This is a genomic window from Tenacibaculum sp. 1B UA (genome assembly GCF_033978845.1).
GTDB lineage: Bacteria > Bacteroidota > Bacteroidia > Flavobacteriales > Flavobacteriaceae > Polaribacter.
This window is the reverse complement of record NZ_JAKVUA010000004.1, coordinates 104184-124325: the sequence shown is the minus strand read 5'-3', so window position 1 is coordinate 124325 and position 20142 is coordinate 104184. Positions and strand designations below refer to the sequence as shown.

Genomic DNA, 20142 nt, shown 5'->3' with positions numbered 1-20142 from the left:
ATTGCAAACCGTTCATGTTAAATGAGCGGTTTTTTTATTATAATTTATATGTACAAAATAGGAGATAAGAAGTTAATTAATGGGTGGGCATTTTACGATTGGGCCAACTCAGTATATTCATTGGTAATTAGCACTGCTGTTTTTCCGTTGTATTACAGCGGAGTAACCGAAGGTAAAATTGTAAGCTTTTTAGGAATGGACTGGGAGCATCCAGATAGTTTATATAGCTATGCATTGTCTTTTTCGTTTTTAGTAGTAGCTTTTATTTCTCCAATATTGTCGGGTATTGCAGATTATACAGGAAGTAAGAAAAAGTTTATGAAGTTTTTCTGTACACTAGGATCATTGTCGGTAATGAGTTTGTACTTTTTTGATGGAATTGATACTGTATGGATAGGGATTTTATTTACTGTTTTAGCAAGTATAGGTTTTTGGGCGAGTTTAGTGTTTTATAACGCTTATTTGCCCGAGGTGGCTCATCCAGAACAGCAAGATAGAGCCAGTGCCAAAGGTTTTGTATATGGGTATATTGGTTCTGTTATTTTACTACTAATAAACTTAGCGATGATTATGTTTCCTGAAACTTTAGGTATTAGCGCAGGAATGGCGTCTAGAATTTCTTTTGTCATGGTAGGTTTATGGTGGTTAGGGTTTGCTCAAATAACCTTTAAACGATTACCTGGTAACGTGTATAATAAAAAGCCTGAAAAAGATTATATATGGAAAGGGTATAAAGAGCTACAAATTGTAATAAAAGAGGTGTTAAATTATCCAACGTTAAAACGTTTTTTAATTTCTTTTTTCTTGTTAAGTATTAGTGTACAAACTATTATTTTAATGGCAGCTATTTTTGGTTCTTCGGAATTAGGCTTGTCATCTACGAGTTTAATAATTACCATTTTATTAGTACAAATAGTAGCAATAATAGGAGCGATTTTATTTTCGAGGTTTTCAGAAAAATGGGGAAATATCACAGCTTTAAAAGTAACTATTGTAGTATGGATGTTAGTTTGCTTCTGTGCTTTTATGTTAGATAAATCTCAAGAGTATGTAGCTATCTATTTTTATGGATTAGGAGGTTTATTAGGGTTGGTACAAGGAGCTATCCAAACCTTAACTCGTTCTACGTATTCTAAGTTATTACCAGAAACAGAAGATCATGCTACCTATTTTAGTTTTTATGATGTTACTGAAAAAATAGCAATTGTTTTAGGAACTGCTGTGTATGGAGCATTAAATGCAATTACAGGTTCTATGCAATGGAGTGTATTGTGTTTAGCAATTTTCTTTTTAGCTTCATTTATTATTTTAAGTACACTTAAAAAGACAAAATACGTAGTATAAATTGTGAAATATTAGCTACACAAATAATACTTCAAAACTATTTTAAAATAAGTTTAAGGAATTTTTTGGCTATCGCCCTGCGATTAAAAAGGTGCAGGAGCAGTAAAGCTTACTTGTTTTTTTGAAGTAGGATGTACAAATGTGATTTTTTCAGCATGTAAATACAACCTATCTGCTTTCTTTCCGTATAAATCATCACCTACAATTGGAGTATTTAGCCCCAAATTATGTGCAGCATGCACACGTAATTGATGCGTGCGTCCAGTTATAGGATAAAAGTATACTTTTGTTTTGTTTTCTAAAACTTCAACTTTTTCCCAAGTAGTCAATGCTTTTCTTCCATGTTGGTAACAAACAAGCTGTTTAGGTCGATCATTTAAATCTACTCTGAGAGGCAGGTCTATTTTTCCTTTATCTTCTTTTAAAATACCATCTAATAAAGCAACATAACGTTTTTGTATGGTTTTATTAATGAATTGTGCTTGTAAGTCTTTGTAAGTTTCTTCGCTTTTAGCAATTAATAAGAGACCAGAGGTAGACATGTCTAATCGATGTACTACTAACGGACCTGTAGCATTTGGATATAACTTTTGAATACGACTAAACACAGAGTCTTTTATTTCTTTTCCAGCTACTGATAATAACTCATGTGGTTTGTTGATTACTAACAAATCTGAATCTTCATAAATAATTGTAATTTCTTTTTCCTCTTTTAATTGTGCTTTTAACGGATTCTTATCAATAGAAACTCCTTGTAACATATGCGTTAGAATAGGCTTGCATTTCCCTGTGCACGCAGGATAAAAATATTGATGTTTTCTTATGGAAGTCTTCAAAGGTTTCCCCCACCAAAATTCAGCCATACAAATAGGTTTTAATTGGTGTTTATATGCGTGTTGTAATAGTTTTGGTGCACAACAATCACCGGTACCAGCAGGAATGTTTTGGGTGGAGTTTGTAAAAATATCTAATAAGTTTTTAGTTTCTCCTCGATAGTTAAGAAAAGCATACTTTTTAAATATTTCTTGTTGTGCCCAAGCTGAAAGGTTTGTGCGTTGCTGTTTCAACTCCTCAATTTGATGTTGCTTTACTTGGTACGCTTTTTTTGATGCTGCTATTTTATCGTTTAAATACACTTGATATTCACGTAAGTAAAATTCTTCATTTATATTTAACTGATTGTTTTGTTGCCCTAGTTTTTTTCTAAGCTTTCTCCGTTGTTTAATTCTTGATTGTTCATCAGCTAAAAGCTTTTCGTATAGCTGTTTTGTTTTTTGATATACTTTCCTCACTTCAGTAAATTCAGAAGCGTTTTCTAAGCTTACTATTTTATGAGTTAACTCATTAAGCTGCTTTTCTGTTGTAAGGTAGAATTCATTTGTATCTAACACATCAAATATTGGAGGTACAAAGTGTTGATGTTGTGTACTATCAGCTAATTTTCCTGAAAAAGCGGCTAAATACCCTAAGGTTCCATCTTGTTGTTGTACAACCAAAACTCCAAACATTTTTCCAAGTGCATTTGGACTCTCAAGGTTTTTAATCCCGAAGTTGTGAGAAAAGTGGTTTTGGTGTGTTAAATACTCTTGTAATTCTTCAGCAGCTATTTGGGCTAGGGTATGAGGATAATAATTATAAGGATAATCGAATTTTTTAGGTAATTCAATGTTAGAAATATCCGAAGAAAAAGAAATGAGTTTTGTCATGTTAAAAAGAAAAAAGTGTTGCTTTCACAACACTTTAAACGATTACTGTCTGTAAATCTTATCGTATAAGTCTTTGTAAATATCTTTTATTATTTTTCGTTTCATTTTCATCGTAGGTGTAAGGTGACCACTATCAATAGACCATTCTTCTGGTGTTAATTCAAACTTTTTAATAGTTTCCCATTTCCCAAATTTTGTATTGGCATAATCTACTTCTTCCTGAATACGTTCTATTACTTTAGGATTACCTACTAAATCTTTATTGTCACCTAAAGTAACATTGTGTCTTTGCGCCCATTCACGTACAAATTCGAAGTTTGGTTGAATAAAAGCTGATGCCATTTTTTCACCTTCACCAATAACCATTACTTGTTCTATAAAACGAGATTGTTTTAGCTGGCCTTCTAATAATGGTGGAATGATATATTTACCTCCAGAGGTTTTAAACATTTCTTTGGTACGTCCAGTAATTTTTAAAAATCCATCTTCACTTAATTCACCTTTATCACCTGTATGGAAATATCCATTTTGTAATGCTTCTGTAGTTTTTTCAGGATCTTTATAGTAGCCCATCATTATATTAGGACCTTTGGCTAAAATTTCTCCAGTATCAGCAATTTTAACCTCAACACCTTCAATAAGTCTACCAACGGTTCCTAACCTAAAACCACCATCACGCATATCATTTACAGCAATTACAGGAGAGGTCTCAGTAAGACCATAACCTTCCATTACAGGCATTCCAGCAGCTGTAAAGACTCTAGTTAAACGTGGTTGTAATGCGGCGGAACCTGAAACCATTATTTTTAATTCTCCGCCTAAGGCAGCTTGCCATTTAGAGAAAATAAGTTTGCGGGCAATGCTTAATTTCTTTTCGTACCACCAGCCATTTGCTCCATATGGTTCATATTGTAAACCTAATTCTATAGCCCAAAAGAATAATTTCTTTTTAACTCCTGTTAATTCAGCTCCTTTAGCATAAATTTTATCGTAAATTTTTTCATACAGTCTTGGAACGGCAGTCATTACATGTGGTTTGATTTCTTGAGCATTCTCACTCAACTTATCAATAGCCTCAGCAAAATAAATAGAAATACCACAGTATTGATATAAATACAAAATCATACGTTCAAAAATGTGACAAACAGGTAAGAAGCTTAGAGCTCTACCTTGACCGTATTCTAACGGAACACGTTTTTCACTGCTTAATACATTTGAAACTACATTTTTATGACTTAACATAACTCCTTTAGGACGTCCTGTTGTTCCAGAAGTATAAATCAGGGTGGCTAAATCATCAGTTGTAATAGCATTTTTACGCTCTTCAACTTCATTTTGATTGCTTTCATCTTCACCTAAGGTTAAAATTTCTTGCCAGCTTTTTTCTCCTTGGATGTCATCAAAAGTAAAAATTCCTTTAAGCTTTGTGTTTCCTTTTATTTGGTTTAGCTTTTCTAAGATGGTTTCATCAGAAACAAAACAATAAGTCGCTTCAGAATGATTTAAGATATATTCGTAATCTTCTTTAGAAATAGTTGGATAGATTGGAACATTTTGAGCTCCTGTTTGTAATATTCCGATATCACAAATATTCCATTCAGTTCTATTGTTAGTTGAAATTACAGCAACTTTATCATTAGGTTGTACTCCTAATCGTAATAAACCTCTACTTATAGCGTTGGCTTTTTTTATATATTCATTTGTTGATATAGATTGCCATTCACCATTGTATTTAGTGATAAATGCTTTTTCTAAATTATATTTTTCTTGTTGATAATAAGGAAAGTCAAATAGACGAGTAATTTCAATCGACATATGTTCAAATTTTTGGGCTTTGCAAAGTATGAAAAATACCCCGATTGCACAAGTTGTAGTTTACTGGTTGATTTATTGAGGATTATATATTTTTTGATGTAAACTGTTATATTTTTCTAAGATAATTTTTCGTCTCATTTTCAATGTCGGAGTTAAATGTCCTGAATTTGTCGTCCATTCATCAGAGGTAATTTCAAAACGCTTTATTTGTTCCCATTTGCCAAACTTTTCGTTACAAAAGTCGATTTCTTTTTGAATTCGTTCGATTAGTTTTTCGTCGGAAGCAATATCCGTTATTGTATGATTATGTCTTTTTGACCATTCTTGAACAAACTCTGAAGCTACTTGAATAAGTGCAGCGGGCATTTTTTCTCCTTCACCTATTACCATAACTTGTTCTATAAAACGAGATTTTTTTAGCTCACTTTCTAAAATAGCTGGTGCAATATACTTTCCTCCAGAGGTTTTGAATATTTCTTTTTTTCTATCGGTTATTTTTAAGAACCCATCATTATCAAGTTCACCGATATCTCCTGTATGAAAGTAGTTATCTACAATTGACTCACTAGTTTTTTCCGGAGATTTGTAATAGCCCATCATCACATTGGGACCTTTAACCAAGATTTCTCCATCTTCAGCTATTTTTACGGTTACATTTTCAATTACTTTTCCAACAGTTCCTATTTTAAAATTATTATTTCGCATATCAGTAACAGAGATAGCAGGAGAGGTTTCGGTAAGCCCGTAACCTTCAAAAACAGGAATCCCTGCTGCTGTAAATATTCTTACTAGTCTAGCTTGTGTTGGAGCACTTCCTGCTAACATAAATTCTAAATGACCTCCTAAAGCTTCTTTCCATTTAGAAAAAATGAGTTTGCGTGCTATGGAGAGTTTGAACTCATACCACCAACCATTTTCTTTATAAGGTTTGTATTGTTCACTTAACTGTAATGCCCAAAAGAACAATCGTTTTTTTAAACCAATTAAGTTACTTCCTTTATCAATGATTTTGTCAAAAACCTTTTCTAACAATCGAGGTACTACAGCCATAAAATGAGGTTTTATTTCGCGTAAATTCTCTCCAACTTTATCAATACTCTCAGCAAAATGAATTTCAAAGCCCATATATTGACAATAGTACGAAGCTGCACGCTCGAAGATGTGACAAATAGGAAGGTAGCTTATTACTCTTTTCTGATTTCCTTGTAAATTGAGCCTTTTTCCAACAGCAAAAACATTACTAACAATGTTATGGTGTGAAAGCATAACCCCTTTTGGAGTTCCAGTAGTACCCGAGGTATAGATAATTGTAGCTAAGTCAGATGGTTTTATAGTTTCTTTTAATTCATTCGCTGTTGTTTGATGGGGTTTATCTTTACCAAGGCTTAGAAAAGAGTTCCATCCATAGTTTGTCTCTAGTTCTTCAAAAGTAAATACTTTTTTAAGCTGTGTTTGCCCTTGAACTTTGATTACTTTTTGGTAGAGTTCATCATCAGAAACAAAACAATACATACTATCGGAATGATTTAAGATATAAGCGTAATCTTTTTCTGAAAAAGTAGGATATAAGGGAACATTTACTGCACCAATTTGCATAACTCCAATATCTAATAAATGCCATTTTGGTTGATTTACAGAAGTAATTACAGCTATTTTATCTCCTGGGTTTACTCCAAGATTTAATAAAGCTTTACTTATGATGTTAGCATCTTCAATATATTTTTTAGTAGAAATACTTTTCCATTCATTATTCTCTTTAGAAACTAAGCAATGTTGTTGTGGGTAGTTTTCTAGTTGGTGATATGGGAAATCAAAAAGACGTGTAACTGTTGAAGATATATGCATGTAAATGATTTTGTAGATGCATAAATCTATGAAAATAAAAGAGATAAAAGAAAAATAAAATAGATGTTAGTTGTAAAGTTTACTAACTAGGCTTTTATAGGTTTGACCAATAGGAACCTTATGTTCATGAATTATAATACGATTACCTTCTATAAACTTTATTTTATCTATAGCAACAATAAATGATTTATGTACTCTTAAAAAGAGAGTAGTATCTAATATCGATTCATAATGAGAAATCTTTTCGTGGCTTACAATCATTTCATCGGCTAAAAATAGCTTCGTATAGTTTCCGTAAGCTTCTATAAATAACAAATCACTTAAATCAAGTTGATGGTGTTTTTTGTCTCCTTTGATAAAAAGTCGAGTATTTGTTTGATTTGTGTTTATTATTTCTTTGTGAATGATTTTTTCTGATGATATATTAGACACTTTATTTACTGCTTTTACCAGCCTATCAAAACTAAAAGGTTTTAAAAGGTAATCTACAACATTTAACTCAAAGCCTTCGATAGCATACTCTTTATAAGCAGTTGTAATGATGGTTTTAGGTGGATTTGAAAGTGTTTTTAAAAAGTCTAATCCCTTTAACTTTGGCATGTTGATATCCAAAAACATAAAATCAACTGTATGCTTGTTTAAAAACTGCATTGCTTCCATAGCATTGTAACAACTTTTTTCCAACTGTACATGCGGTAGCATGCTGCAAAACTCGGTAATGATTTCATGCGCTAAAGGTTCATCATCAATAATTATATATTTAAGCATGCTTAGGAGTTTTTAACAGTGTTTTGTAGATATTATTCTTAGAATCAATAATTAATTCGTGCTGTTGATTGTACAACAAAGATAATCTTCGTTTTAAATTTTGTAGCCCAATACCTTTAGAATTATTGAGTTCACTTGCATCAAAGTTGTTTTTTATTTCAAAGTAAATAAAATCAGTGTCTTCATATAAGTCGATAAGAATAAAAGCATTTTCTGCAAGTGTTTCTATACCGTGTTTAAATGCATTTTCAAGCAAAATAATGTATAGTAGTGGCGGAACATTTATATTAGTATTTATGTTGTGGTTAAAGATGATTTCCACTGACTTTCGGTAACGTATTTTATGTAACTCAATATAATTATGCAGGTATTCTATTTCATCTGAAATTTTTACGGTCTCTTTTTCTCCATCATAAATAGTGTAGCGCATCATATCAGACAGCTTTAAAATAACTTCAGGTGCTTGCGGTGAGTTTTTTACTGTTAATGCATATAAATTATTCAAGGTATTAAAGAAAAAATGCGGATTTATCTGTGTTTTTAACAGTGATAACTCTGTTTTAGATTTTTCTTTTTTAAGTTCTTGTATCCATTTCCATTGTTCAAAAACCCAAAGAAAAAAGAAGATAGGAATGGGGATGAAGAAAATATAAAAAGGGGTTTCTTCTTTAATTTTTAAATAGGCTTCTAAATCTCCAGAAAACAATCGTAGATATAAAAAGTATAAGAGTAAAGGTGTATATAAAAGAACTATAAATTTCCAATATTTTTTAATGAAGTTAGGCACTAAAAAATAAGCTAACCCAAACCAAAATACCATCAATAATATGAAGGTAATAGGATTATCAGGAAGTTTCATAAAAGAATCAATAAGCACTGTAATAAAAAGTAGTACAAAAAGAGCAGCAATACCAATTACAGCTTTCTTTTTCCTTTTTAAGTATTGATAATTATGTATGGGTAAGGCAACAATTAATGTCCAAAAGATTGTTATGACTATAACTTCACCTGGTTGGTCTCTCGGAATGTTTATAAAATTGAGATAGTCCAATAAAACGAAGATTGGGACTATAATTAAAAGTCCAATAAGAAAGGCTTTGTATTTCTTTAAAGAATCAATCATAAATCAAAATTACTCATGTAAAACTGTTCTCACAATTATATTGATAAACACTATCATTTTTAATATCAATAGGTAGTTTTTTTAGTCAAACATAAGTTAACAATTAAAAGAGTACTATGTATGCTAAAAACAGCAAGGTATATCATATTTAATTTATACGGAAAGGAAGATACTAGAGATTTGTTGTAAACAAAAAAACGAATCTCATATGAATACATTAACTATAACTAATCTTACTAAAACATATCCTAATGGAGTTAAAGCATTAAACGGAATAAACTTACATATTTCAAACGGAATGTTTGGTTTGTTAGGTGCTAACGGAGCAGGAAAATCTTCTTTAATGCGTACCATAGCTTCTTTACAAGAGCCTTCTTCTGGAGAAATTGTATTTAATGACTGTGATATTATTAATACTCCTCATGAAATAAGAAAAGATTTGGGTTATTTACCACAAGAGTTTGGTGTGTACCCTAAAATATCAGCTGAAAAATTGTTAGACCATTTAGCTATTTTGAAGGGAGTTACAAACAATACAACGCGTAAAAACCAAGTAACCTCTTTATTGCAGCAAGTAAATCTTTACCAGCACAGGAAGAAATCGGTACATACATTTTCAGGAGGAATGCGGCAGCGTTTTGGAATTGCGCAAGCTTTATTAGCAAATCCAAAACTAATTATTGTTGATGAACCGACAGCAGGATTAGACCCTGAGGAAAGCAATCGTTTTTTAAACCTTTTAAGTGAAATAGGAGAGAACGTAATTGTTATTTTATCTACTCACATAGTAGAAGACGTTAGAAACTTATGTACTAAAATGGCAATTCTATCAGAAGGGCAGATTATTTCTCAAGGAAATCCAAGAGAATTAGTAGCCGGTATACAAGATAGTATTTGGACTAAAATTATTGCTAAAAGTGATATTGAACATTACAAAAAGGTCTATGATGTTATTTCAACCAAATTAGTATCAGGAGAAACACAAATAAGAGTCTTCTCAGAAACCACTTTATCTAATGGATTTGAAAGAATCAATCCAAACTTAGAAGACTACTATTTCGCTACATTATTTCATCAAAAAAACGCCTAATCTATGTTTAAGAAATTATTACAATTTGAAATTTACTATCAGTTAAAACAAAGAGCTTTCCCAATATTTGCAGTCTTATTTTTAGGTTTAGGATATTTTACAGGAAGTCAAGGTTATGCGCCTACTGGAGTAAACTTTAATTCCGTTTATCAAGTGTATTTTCATACAGGCCTTTTTACATTAGGTAGTGTTTTTATTACCATGTTTTTTGCAGTAACAGCTATCATAAGAGATAAGCAACACAACATGGAAAGCTTAATTTATAGTTCGCCTATAACAAAACATCATTACTTTTGGAGTCGTTTTTTAGGGACTTTAATCTTTAGTGTCATAGCTTTTTCTCCTTTTGTTATTGGGTATATTTTTGGAAACTATTTTTCTGGTTTGGATGCTGAAAGGTTAGGAGCTTTTAATTTATTAAATTATCTACAACCATGGTTGTATTTAGTGTTACCTAATATTTTTATCTGCACTTCTTTAATATCCTCTGTAAGCACGCTTACCAAGAGCAGTATTGCCACCTATGCAAGTGCTGTATTTATTTACATGTTATATTTTGTGAGTTCTATCTTTTTAAACTCACCATTATTAGCACAATCTGTTCCAGCATCACCAGAAATGATGTCTGTAGCAGCAATTGTAGACTCTTTTGGGGTAGCCGCTTTTTTTGAGCAAACTCAGTATTGGACAGCTCATCAGAAGAATACGCAGTTACTTTCTTTTTCAGGATTATTTTTATGGAATAGAATACTTTGGATAGCTTTTTCTCTTGGAATATTGTTCCTTACCTATAAAAGGTTTTCTTTTAGAAAAATTACGAAGAAAGTAAAGAAACAAAAAACATTAAAAAATAATATAAAACAGCTAACTCCCTATAAAGGAATAGAAGGAACATACAATTTTACAGCACAAATAAAAGGACTTTTGTCATTAGTACGTTTAGAGCTAAACAGTGTGTTTAAAAGTTTACCTTTTTTAGTAATTGTAGCTATGTGGTTACTAATTGTTTTTTCAGAGCTGTATGCAACTGTTGTTGAAGGAAGTGAATATGGAGTAAGTATATATCCTTTAACTAACCAATTAATAGAATTAATAACAAGCCCGCTAACACTTTTTGGACTCATGCTACTAATTTTTTACGGTTCTGAGATTGTATGGAGAGAGCATAGTGTAAATTTTAATTTAATTATCGGTGCAACTCCAACTAAAAATTGGGTGTTTTTTGCTGCTAAGTTTATCAGTTTATCATTATTACCCATATTATTAATTGCTTTAGGAATATTTATGTGTATTACTTTTCAAGTTAGTTTAGGTTTTAAAAGTATAAACATTGGTATGTATGCTTCTGTATTTTATTATTATGGTTTACAGCTTATCATATACGCTATGCTAGCCGTGTTTATAAATAGTATAGCTAAAAGTAAGTATGTAGGAATGGGAGCTTTTGGTTTGTTAGTTATAATAAGTATGAAAGCTAACCTTTTAGGTTTAGAACACCCTTTAACAAGTATTGGTTTTATGCCTAGAGTAGCCTTGGGAGATATGACTACGTATAATAGCAATGCTACACAGTTTAATCATTTAGGGTTGTATTGGCTAGGGATAGGAGTCTTATTTGTTTTAATAGCTTTTAAAGTTTGGAATAGAGGAATGGTAAAAGGTTTTTCGTATAAAATAAAGCAACTAAAGCAAGGTTATAACTTAACAGAGAGGATATTGCTTTTAAGCTTTTCTTTGTTAGTTATTGGAGCAGGAAGCTTAGTGTTTTACAACACCAATGTTCTTTCAGATTATCATACGAATGATGATAACTTAAATCTTAGTGAAGATTACGAACGTAAGTATAAGCATTATCAAACGTTAGAAAAGCTATATCCAGTTTCTCAAAAAACAGAAGTAGCTATTTTTCCGAAGAAAAGAAAGTATACCGTCAAGGCAAATTATGTGTTAAAAAATAAAAATAATGAAGCAGTATCTAAATTATTAATAACTGAACGAATACCTATAAAACAAATTCATTTAGAAAGAGCTCGTTTATCAACAAAAGATACTATACATGGAGCCTATGTGTTTGAATTTAAAGAGAAAATCCAACCCAACGATTCTGTAGCTTATACTTTTGTTATAGAAAAAGAACTAAAAGGATATGAAGAAGACAAAAGTATTGTTAATAACGGTAGCTATATAACTTTTAGAAATTTTGAGCCTATTATAGGGTATGCTTCTGGATTTGAAATTTTGGATAAAACAGAACGTAAAAAAAGAGGATTACCAGAAAGAGATGAGGATGATAACTCAGATGTGCATATAGCCTTAGAAGACATTAAAATTGAAAAAGTGCGTTTTGAAACAGTTGTTTCTACACATAAAGACCAAATAGCCATAAGTTCAGGAGATTTAATTAAAACTTGGTCAGAAAAAGATAGAAACTATTACCACTACAAATCAAAAGGAAAAATATTACCTATAGTAGCCTATTTTTCTGCAAATTATACAACTAGAAAAGCAATATATAATGGAATCTCTATAGAACAATATTACAACGCTAGTCACGATTTTAATATTGATGAAATAGAGAAAAGTACAAAAGAAACCTTAGCATATTGTCAAGAAAATTTTGGAACGTATAATTTTAAACATGTTCGAATCGCAGAAGTTCCTTCACATTGGGGATTTGGTGGATTTGCACATCCAGGGGTTATTAGTATGACAGAAGATCGTTTATACTTGTCAGATGTTCGTGATGAAAATACCTTTAATTTAGTCGCTAAAAGAACAATTCATGAAGTAGCACATCAATGGTGGGGGCATACATTAATAGCTAAGCCAGTAGCGGGTGGTTCTTTATTAGTAGAAGGATTAGCGAAATATACAGAAGCAGTCGTGTTAGAAAAGATGTACGGAAAAGGTGTTTTATATGAGTTAGCTGAAGATGCACGAAGAAGATATTTTTTAGGAAGAGCATTTGGTGAAAACATTGAACCTCCAATTTATAAAGTATTAGATGAAGAGTATATTTCTTATGGTAAAGCTTATACCGTATTAATGGCATTAAGAGATTTGATAGGAGAGAAGCAAGTAAATAAAATATTAAAAACTATTACACATCGACATAGATTTGAAAGTTCTCCTAAAGCACATACTATAGAATTACTTGAAGAAATATATAAAATTACTCCCAAAGAATATCACCAATTGGTAAATGATTGGTTTAAAAAGGTAATAACTTACGATATAGTTGTAGAAAAAAGTTCGTATAAGGAGTTGCCTGATGGAACCTATGAAGTTATCGCCACAATAAAAGCGAAACGATTTGAAACACTATCAAACGGAGATATTAAAGAAATAGGTATTAACGAGCCTATTAAAATAGGAATCTTTACAACGCATCCGTCGCTTGTAAAGGACAATAATACTGTATTACACTATGAGTCTAAACAATTAAGTAAAGAACGTACTCAAGTTAGATTTATAGTAAACAAAAAACCTAAGTATATAGCGATAGATCCTTATGGAACTAGAAGTGATGAAAATTTAAGAGACAATGTGTTTAGTTTCTAAGAATAGAAAATCGCCTCATTAATTGAGGCGATTTTTAATTAAAATTCTGTTTAAGCATTTAAAAAGCTCTTTAAGTCTTGATAAGAGCTAATTTGTATAGCTTCTTTTTTTCGATCTATTACCGAAGCTATTTGTGGTGGAATTTCAACGTTTACAGCTAAAACATCTTCAACAACATCTAAAAACTTAACAGGGTGTGCAGTTTCTAAGAAAATTCCAAACTCGTTTTGTAACCCATATTCTTTCAACCCTAAATATCCAACAGCTCCGTGTGGATCGGCAATATAACTTGAGTTCTTATAGATGTTTTTCATAGCGTCACAAGTTTCATCATCAGAAAAAGAAAAAGAAGAGAGTACTGATTTTAAAGTATCTAAATCATTATTAAATAATTCTTGAATTCTGATAAAATTACTCGGATTTCCAACATCCATGGCATTAGAAATGGTCGCTTTAGATGGTTTAGGGTGATATTCACCACTTGCTAAATAATTAGGAACCGTATCATTTACATTGGTAGCAGCCACAAAATGTTTGATAGGTAACCCTAGTTTTTGCGCCATAATTCCTGCGCAAATATTTCCGAAATTTCCACTAGGTACTGAAAAAACTACTTCTTTATGTTGTTTATACACTTGTTTATAGGCAAAGAAAAAGTAAAACATTTGGGGCAACCAACGAGCAATATTAATAGAGTTTGCTGAGGTTAGCGTACGATTGATTTCAGCATCTAAAAAAGCAGTTTTAACCATGTCTTGACAATCGTCAAAAACACCATCAACCTCTAAAGCAGTAATGTTTTGTCTTAAAGTAGTCAATTGCTTCTCTTGAATATCACTTACTTTTCCGCTAGGGTAGAGGATGACCACATCTACACCTTTCACTCCTAAAAATCCATTAGCAACAGCACCTCCAGTATCGCCTGAAGTAGCTACCAATACGGTTACTTGTTGATTTTTATCACGATTAAAGTACCCCAAGCAACGTGCCATAAAACGAGCACCTACATCTTTAAAAGCCATGGTAGGTCCGTGAAATAATTCTAGTGTACCGATATTTTCTTCAATAGATACCACAGGAAACTCAAAATTGATGGTTTCTTTGATGATTTTTTGTAAAATGCCTTGCGGAATTTCATCACCTACAAATTGTTTAATGGCTTCGTAAGCAATTTCTTCATTAGAATACTCACCAATATTATCAATAAATTCTTTAGGTAATGGCGTAATATTTTCAGGAAAATACAATCCTCTATCTGGAGCTAATCCGTTTACAACAGCTTTTTCAAAGCTAACGTTAGGTGATGTATGATTGAGACTATAATAGTTCATAATTTTGTGTTTGTTTTTCACTTCGACAACGCTTAGTGAACATTTTATATTAGTTAGTTTCTAAAATTTTAATTCCTTCGGTGTTGATTTTAGAAAGAATCATGTTAAAATCAATTTGTTTGTCTTGATACGTGTTTTGAATAGTTTTATAAACGTTTTCGGCAGTTGCATCTCCTTTACATAAAGTGAAAATTGTAGGGCCAGAACCTGAAATTCCTGCTCCTAAAGCTCCTGCTTTAATTGCTTGTTGTTTTACTTCATCAAAATGAGGAATCAGATGTTTACGAGCAGGTTCAACAATAATATCGGTTAAGGAATCGGCGATTAATTGATAATCGTTGGCATGCAATCCGCTAATCAATCCGCCTACATTTGCCCATTGTGTAACCGCATCTTTTAAAGGAACTTCTTTGGGTAATACAGCTCTGGCATCTTTGGTTTTTACTTCAACTTGAGGATGAATGGCTACCACTCTTAAATCAGCAGGTACAGGAATCTTTACAATACTCAAAGGTTTGTAACTACGCACTAAGGTGAAACCACCATAAATAGCCGCAGAAACATTATCAGCTATCGGAGTTCCGCAAGTGGCTTCTTCTCCTAACATCGCAAACTGTGTTAGCTCAAGAGGAGAGAAGCTATTTCCTAATAACTGATTTACACCAAATGCAGCTCCCGCAGCACTGGCAGCACTACTTCCTAAACCACTTCCAGGAGTATATCCTTTGTGAATGGTGATGTCGATACCAAAATCAACTGGATGCTTTTCTAACATCGCTAGCGCAACCACTCCCGCAGCATTTATTTGTGGGTCAGATGGTAAATCAGCTCCAGTTATTTTTGTGATTTTAACACCTTTGGTAATTGTTTTGGTAAAAGTCATCGTATCACCAACCGTTTCGAGCGCTAAGCCTAAAGCATCAAATCCGCAGGAAACATTGGCAACGGTTGCTGGTGAAAATATTTTTAAATAGTTCATTTTTATATATTATTTCCAATTCGTATTACGTCAGCAAAAATTCCTGAAGCAGTTACTTCAGCCCCCGCACCAGCTCCTTTTATTTGTAGAGGATTTACAGGATATCTATCTGTAAAAAACAATACGATATTGTCGCTTCCTTCTAAATTATAAAAAGGATGATCAAACGGAATGTGCTGCAAGCCAACACTTGCTTTTCCATCATTAAATTCAGCAACATATTTTAAACGACAATTTTTGTCAGCAGCTTCTTTGTATACTTGTTGAAAATGGCTTTCAAACTCGGTTAAAGAAGCATAAAAATCATCATTATTGGTAGTTTCTAAACTCTTTTTAGGTAAAAACGAATTGTTTTCAATATCAGAAAGTTCCAAATCATAACCACTCTCACGTGCAAGAATTAATATTTTTCTGGCTACATCCACACCACTTAAATCAATTTTAGGATCCGGTTCGGTATATCCTTGTTCTTGTGCTTGTCGTACCACATCGTGAAATGAAGTATTCTCATTAAAATTATTGAACACAAAGTTTAGAGAACCTGATAACACGGCTTGTATTTTATGTACTCGATCACCAGAAGCAATTAAGTTTTTAAGCGTATCAATAATAGGCAAACCAGCCCCAACATTGGTTTCAAACAAAAATGGAACGCTGTACTTTCGAGAGATGTGCTTTAACTTTTTATAATTGTCTAATTCAGAAGCACAGGCTATTTTATTACAAGTAACCACCCCAATATTGTTGGCTAAATAGTGTTCGTATATTTCAGAAACTTTCTGATTAGCCGTATTGTCAATAAAAACCGAATTACGAAGGTTTAACGCTTTTGTTCTTTCAAAAAATCGCTCTAAAGTACTTGTTTCTCCTTTTTGTAATTGTTCTTTCCACGATTTTAAGCTGATACCACCTTCATCAAAAACCATTTGTTTTGAATTGGAAATCCCTATAACACGTACATTCAGTTTTAACTGTTCTTTTAAGTATTTCTTCTGCTGATGTATTTGCGCTAAAAAGCGTTCCCCAACATTTCCTACACCCGTAACAAACAAGTTTAATTGTTTTACTTTTTCTTCAAAAAACTGTTCATGTAGGGTATTCAATGCTTTTTTGGCATCAGAACTGTCGATAACCGCAGAAATGTTCTTCTCTGAAGCACCTTGAGCAATAGCACGAATATTCACGTTGTTTTTGCCTAAAGAGCTGAACATTTGTCCGCTTAAACCTTGGTGATTTCTCATTTTATCACCTACCAAAGCAATAATTGCCAAGCCTTGTTCTACAATAATCGGATCTATTTTATGACGTTCTATTTCAAAAGCAAAGGCTTCGTTAATTTTTAAGGTTGCTTTTTCAGCATCTTCATCATAAATACCTACACAAATAGAGTGTTCAGACGAAGCTTGTGTAATTAATACCACATTGATATTGTGTGTAGATAAAGTTTCAAACAAACGTTTAGAAATGCCAGAAACGCCCACCATGCCACTTCCTTCTAAAGTTAGCAATGTAATATTCTCGATATGAGAAATTCCTTTTACAGGTTTTCCGTTTTCGGTAATTTTTGAAATGAGTGTTCCAACATTTTCGGGTTCAAAGGTGTTTTTTATTCGAATAGGAATTTCCTTTTCCAACACCGGTTGAATCGTAGGAGGGTAGATAACCTTTGCCCCAAAATGTGATAATTCCATAGCTTCTTGATACGAAATATGAGGAATAGGAAATGCCTGTTTTACCATATGCGGATTCGCAGTGTACATTCCACTAACATCTGTCCATATTTGTAATTCATTAGCATTGACAGCAGCGGCATAAATAGCCGCAGAATAATCGGAACCTCCACGTCCTAAAGTAGTTGATTTCCCTTCTTTTGTACGAGCTATAAATCCAGGTAACAAAGTTACTTGATGCTTATTATTTTCAAAATAGGCTTTACAATTGGAGTTGGTTAGTTGAAAATCAACTTGTGCTTTATCAAAAGCGTTGGAAGTAATGATCAATTCTCTACTGTCTTTATATACTACATCTAATTGCTTACTAGCTATGCTTGCAATAATGTATGAAGATAACAATTCACCAAAACCACTAATAGTAGCTAGCGTTTTAGGTGTAATTTCGTTTAGTAACAAACAACCTTCTAACAAGGTTTTTAATTGTTTAAAAAGGGATGCTATATAGGTTTTAACTTCTTCTTGTTGATTTTCAGGAACTAATTTTTCAATTACTTCAAAATGTACTAATTCAACTTCTTTATAGTTTTCAAGATAGTTAGCATTGTTTTGAGCAGCTTGTTCTGCCGAAGCTATGAGTTTATTCGTTGTTTTTCCAAAAGCAGAAACCACCACAATAAGTGGACTGTTAACAGACGCATTGGCAATGATTTGTACTACTTTTTCTATGTTTTGAGGGTTGGCTACTGAGGAACCACCAAATTTTAAAACGTTCATTTTAAAATGAATAATAAATTAAAAATAAGATTTTTTAAGCTATTTATCTGTTTTCAAGTCTTTTGAAAAAATAAATATATACGGAAATGATATGTAGAAAAATAACCCCTAAAGGGTTGTAATAATAATTGTAGTTGTTGTGCCAACAAAAGAAGCCGTAGTTACAGCTGGAATAGAAATGATATGTCTTTTGTTGTTAAACATTGAGCCAAATGTATACATTATGTTCTAAAAAACAAGAAAAGTTGTTGTTTTTTGTAAAAAAAATATTTGGATAGTACACATAACATAATCTTTTTGCTAAAAAAATAAGAAGAATAACATCAGCGACCCATGCGTGGTGTCTTCGGAGCATGCCATGATATTAGCGACCCATGCCGTGGTGTCTTCGGAGCATGCCGTGATATTAGCGACCCATGCTGTGGTGTCTTCGGAGCACGCCGTAATATCAGCGACCCGTGCCGTGATATCAGCGACCCATGCCGTGGTGTTAACGGAGCATGCCGTGATATCAGCGACCCATGCCGTGGTGTTAACGGAGCATGCCGTGATAGTAGCGACCCATGCCGTAGTGTCTTCGGAGCACGCCGTGATAGTAGCGACCCGTGCCGTAGTGTCTTCGGAGTATGCCGTGATATCAGCGACTCAATAACGGGAGTATTCAATAAAGTGTGTCAACTTGGTTTTTGATTTTCTAAATAAGGTATCAGAGATTGTTAATAACAACTAAAACTACTTTTAGTATCTAAATAGTTGAGCTTATGGTATTCCGTAAGAAAATTTAATTATTATTAGTAAGTTCGTAAAAGTATAAACAACTATAAAACTATCAAAACAGGTGTATAACGATATATTTTACATCTATATAAACAAGTTAGTTACAATTAGGAAAAACAAAATTATAATTGAAATATACTTACAAAAATCCCTTAAGCATTACTAGTCAATTTAGCTTTTGCGGATTACCCTTTCGATTAGATACTTATGCTGGTTGCGCCATAGGTTGCAGGTATTGTTTCGCGAGAATAAGAGGAGGAAATATTGAATCTAAAAAAATTAAACTAGCAAATCCTGAATCAATTATTACTCGATTTAAAAATGGAATAAAAAATGAAAATTCTGGAATTATTTCGGAATTCATAAAAAATAGAAAGCCAGTACACTTTGGTGGAATGAGTGATCCCTTTCAATCCATTGAGAAAATTTATGGTTCTTCTTATAAAGTTCTAAAATATCTAAAAACTATTGATTATCCAGTTGTTATAAGTACTAAATCCGATTTAATTGGAACTGATAAATATTTAGATTTATTTAAAAACTATAAAAGCCTAGTAATACAAGTTTCAATTTCTACTCTTGACTCTGCTAACTCAAAAATTTTAGAACCTAATTCTCCTAACCCTAAAAAACTTCTTGACTGCATTAGTCTTTTACAACAAAACCAAATTAATGTTACTTTAAGATGGCAACCCTTCATATTAGAAGTTAGTGATGATATCAATTATTTTGTTGAACAAATAATTAAAACAGATATTAAACACATAGGATTTGAACATTTAAAATTACCTATTGAAAAAAACTCTGATATTGAAGAAAAATTTAAAAATATAACAGGAAAAAGTATTTATAAAACTTATAAGGAAAAAGGTGCTATAATAAATGGAAGAGAATACATTCTACCAATTGAAGAAAAAATAAAAAATATTAATAAGTTAAAAGATGCACTAAAAGACACAAATATAAGTATAGGGCTTGCAGATAATGAATTTCAATATCTTTCAACCTACAATTGTTGTTGTAGTGGTGTAGATATTTTTGAAGGTTTTGAGAATTGGTATAAACCACAAATATCTTATGCTATTCGTAAATCATACTTAAATAATGAAAATGAAATTAGGCTAGATAGTATTGAAGATGAATGGAACTCAAAAGGTTCTATTGATAAATATGTGAATTCAAAAAGTAGAATTCAAAAAAATGAAAATTCAAATACTATGTTTGACTATATTAAATCAAGATGGAATGATTTAAATTCTTCTTTCAATCCATCTAAATATTATAATGTAGAATATGCCAATAAGATAGATTCGAATGGAAATAAAATTTTTAAATTTGGTAAAGAAAATATATAGT

Annotated in this window: 13 protein-coding genes; 5 read left to right on the top strand and 8 right to left on the bottom strand. The window is 32.1% G+C overall.

All coding sequences use genetic code 11. From position 1 onward, the window contains the following. Positions 1–48 precede the first annotated feature (48 nt). Positions 49–1344 carry an MFS transporter gene (locus MK851_RS05625; protein WP_320242193.1) on the top strand — a complete coding sequence of 432 codons (1296 nt, stop codon included), beginning with the start codon at positions 49–51 and terminating at the stop codon, positions 1342–1344. Positions 1345–1427: 83 nt separating this feature from the next. Here MK851_RS05625 and MK851_RS05620 read toward each other — a convergent pair whose 3' ends face one another. The 5 genes from MK851_RS05620 to MK851_RS05600 form a co-directional block, all read right to left on the bottom strand. Further along, positions 1428–3050 carry an RluA family pseudouridine synthase gene (locus MK851_RS05620; protein ID WP_320242191.1) on the bottom strand — a complete coding sequence of 541 codons (1623 nt, stop codon included), beginning with the start codon at positions 3048–3050 and terminating at the stop codon, positions 1428–1430. A 42-nt stretch (positions 3051–3092) separates the two neighbouring features. After that, entirely contained in the window at positions 3093–4865 is a 1773-nt protein-coding gene (locus tag MK851_RS05615; RefSeq protein ID WP_320242189.1) for an AMP-dependent synthetase/ligase, read from the bottom strand. Between the two features lie 72 nt (positions 4866–4937). Continuing rightward, positions 4938–6710, bottom strand: a complete 1773-nt coding sequence (locus MK851_RS05610; RefSeq protein WP_320242187.1) for a long-chain fatty acid--CoA ligase — start codon at positions 6708–6710, stop codon at positions 4938–4940. 66 nt (positions 6711–6776) lie between these two features. Next, positions 6777–7478: a response regulator transcription factor gene (locus MK851_RS05605; RefSeq protein WP_320242185.1), complete on the bottom strand. Its 702-nt coding sequence runs from the start codon at positions 7476–7478 to the stop codon at positions 6777–6779. After that, a complete protein-coding gene (locus MK851_RS05600) occupies positions 7471–8601 on the bottom strand; it encodes a sensor histidine kinase (protein ID WP_320242183.1) in 1131 nt (376 codons plus the stop codon). The genes MK851_RS05605 and MK851_RS05600 overlap by 8 nt, the downstream gene beginning before the upstream one ends. Positions 8602–8809: 208 nt before the next feature. On the opposite strand from MK851_RS05600, the gene MK851_RS05595 reads away from it, so the two are divergent. After that, positions 8810–9691 (top strand): ABC transporter ATP-binding protein, encoded by an 882-nt coding sequence (locus MK851_RS05595; RefSeq protein WP_320242181.1) that lies wholly within the window; start codon positions 8810–8812, stop codon positions 9689–9691. A 3-nt stretch (positions 9692–9694) separates the two neighbouring features. Continuing rightward, entirely contained in the window at positions 9695–13252 is a 3558-nt protein-coding gene (locus MK851_RS05590) for an ABC transporter permease/M1 family aminopeptidase (RefSeq protein WP_320242179.1), read from the top strand. Between the two features lie 50 nt (positions 13253–13302). On the opposite strand, the gene thrC is transcribed toward MK851_RS05590, so the two are convergent. From thrC to thrA, 3 genes are read right to left on the bottom strand one after another with little or no spacing between them, the layout of a single operon-like run. Then, the gene (gene thrC, locus MK851_RS05585; protein ID WP_320242177.1) at positions 13303–14583 is read right to left on the bottom strand and encodes a threonine synthase; all 1281 of its coding nucleotides are present in this window, start codon (positions 14581–14583) and stop codon (positions 13303–13305) included. Positions 14584–14632: 49 nt separating this feature from the next. Next, on the bottom strand, positions 14633–15562 hold the full coding sequence (locus tag MK851_RS05580; RefSeq protein WP_320242175.1) for a homoserine kinase: 930 nt from the start codon (positions 15560–15562) through the stop codon (positions 14633–14635). Between the two features lie 2 nt (positions 15563–15564). Beyond that, positions 15565–18009, bottom strand: coding sequence for a bifunctional aspartate kinase/homoserine dehydrogenase I (gene thrA / locus MK851_RS05575; protein WP_320242173.1), 2445 nt, complete (start codon positions 18007–18009; stop codon positions 15565–15567). A 333-nt stretch (positions 18010–18342) separates the two neighbouring features. Between thrA and MK851_RS05570 the strand changes: the two genes are divergently transcribed. Continuing rightward, entirely contained in the window at positions 18343–18699 is a 357-nt protein-coding gene (locus MK851_RS05570; protein WP_320242171.1) for a hypothetical protein, read from the top strand. A gap of 215 nt (positions 18700–18914) precedes the next feature. Then, complete coding sequence (locus MK851_RS05565; RefSeq protein ID WP_320242169.1) at positions 18915–20141, top strand: radical SAM protein; 1227 nt, start codon at positions 18915–18917, stop codon at positions 20139–20141. The last annotated feature ends 1 nt before the right edge of the window (position 20142 follow it).

What these genes read in the sequence shown, in the direction of transcription:
- MK851_RS05615 (WP_320242189.1), bottom strand. Translation starts at nt 4,865, where the DNA reads ATGTCGATTGAAATTACTCGTCTATTTGACTTTCCTTATTATCAACAA.
- MK851_RS05605 (WP_320242185.1), bottom strand. Translation starts at nt 7,478, where the DNA reads ATGCTTAAATATATAATTATTGATGATGAACCTTTAGCGCATGAAATC.
- MK851_RS05625 (WP_320242193.1), top strand. Translation starts at nt 49, where the DNA reads ATGTACAAAATAGGAGATAAGAAGTTAATTAATGGGTGGGCATTTTAC.
- thrA (WP_320242173.1), bottom strand. Translation starts at nt 18,009, where the DNA reads ATGAACGTTTTAAAATTTGGTGGTTCCTCAGTAGCCAACCCTCAAAAC.
- thrC (WP_320242177.1), bottom strand. Translation starts at nt 14,583, where the DNA reads ATGAACTATTATAGTCTCAATCATACATCACCTAACGTTAGCTTTGAA.
- MK851_RS05600 (WP_320242183.1), bottom strand. Translation starts at nt 8,601, where the DNA reads ATGATTGATTCTTTAAAGAAATACAAAGCCTTTCTTATTGGACTTTTA.
- MK851_RS05590 (WP_320242179.1), top strand. Translation starts at nt 9,695, where the DNA reads ATGTTTAAGAAATTATTACAATTTGAAATTTACTATCAGTTAAAACAA.
- MK851_RS05580 (WP_320242175.1), bottom strand. Translation starts at nt 15,562, where the DNA reads ATGAACTATTTAAAAATATTTTCACCAGCAACCGTTGCCAATGTTTCC.
- MK851_RS05595 (WP_320242181.1), top strand. Translation starts at nt 8,810, where the DNA reads ATGAATACATTAACTATAACTAATCTTACTAAAACATATCCTAATGGA.
- MK851_RS05620 (WP_320242191.1), bottom strand. Translation starts at nt 3,050, where the DNA reads ATGACAAAACTCATTTCTTTTTCTTCGGATATTTCTAACATTGAATTA.
- MK851_RS05610 (WP_320242187.1), bottom strand. Translation starts at nt 6,710, where the DNA reads ATGCATATATCTTCAACAGTTACACGTCTTTTTGATTTCCCATATCAC.
- MK851_RS05570 (WP_320242171.1), top strand. Translation starts at nt 18,343, where the DNA reads ATGCGTGGTGTCTTCGGAGCATGCCATGATATTAGCGACCCATGCCGT.